Source organism: Vibrio sp. 10N.222.46.A1, from assembly GCF_041473595.1.
Classification (GTDB): Bacteria; Pseudomonadota; Gammaproteobacteria; order Enterobacterales; family Vibrionaceae; genus Vibrio; species Vibrio tasmaniensis_A.
Map to the genome: position 1 here is coordinate 1 of NZ_JBFRSN010000051.1, position 964 is coordinate 964.

The 964-nt window shown below is 45.5% G+C and carries 1 pseudogene; it reads left to right on the forward strand.

The window, feature by feature from the left end:
* Positions 1-594, forward strand: a pseudogene (locus tag AB4496_RS02245) (ATP-dependent helicase); the annotation flags it as partial.
* Positions 595-964: the final 370 nt, after the last annotated feature.

Below are 964 nucleotides of genomic sequence, written 5' to 3' on the forward strand. Positions count from 1 at the left end.
TACGTTCACCGTATTGGTCGTACTGGCCGTGCTGGTGAAGTTGGTAAAGCAATTTCATTGGTTTGTGCAGATGAAGTGGGTGAGCTATTCGGTATTGAACGCCTTATTCAACAAGTACTGGAGCGTCGTGAACTGGAAGGTTTTGCACCCGTAAACAAATTACCAGAATCTCGCTTGGATTCGCGTCCGATTAAGCCTAAGAAACCGAAAAAGACACGCGAACACTCGGATGGCCAACGTTCTGGTGAGAATGCTCGCGGCCATAAGCCAGCAGGCAAGAACAAGCGTCATGTAGCAGGTAATGGATCTGCTCCAAAGCGTAAGCCTAACTCAGGCAACAAAGCTTCAGACAGCAACTCTGCAGCTGCTGGTGATGATAAGTCTTTAAGAAATAATGGCAGCAACTATAAGCGCGGTAATAAGCCTTCTACGAATAGTTCTGGCAAGCCAGGTGGTGCAGGTAAACCTAAAAAGTCTGGTTTCGGTGGAAGTAATGGTTCGAGCAAACCGTCTAACAAGTCATCAGGTAACAAGCCTACAGGTAACAAACCTTCACCATCTAGAAGCCGTTCTAAGCCTGCATCTCAGAAATAGTAGACAGAACGTTTGTCACGTAGCTTTACAAAGATTATGTAACGAGATCGCTTCGTAGGAGGGTTCTCGTTCATTGACGACTTCCTGCTATCGAACTCGAACAAGCGCGAATATTGAATTTCAATGTTCGCGTTTTTTTATGGGTGTAATTAGGGCGTGTTGACCTTTCGCGGTTAAATTTTGTTCGAGATAAAAGCGTTTTAATCGCGGCGAGGGGGAAGTAGCCTAGTCATTCTAAGCAAATCTCCCTCAACAAAGAGTAAAACGCTTTTAGCCGAACCCTTCGGGCAGCGTTTGCTGGTCATTTCTACTACGTTATCGGCTTCTCATGTAGGCTAGCTACACATCGAAACCTCTGCCTTGTATAAAT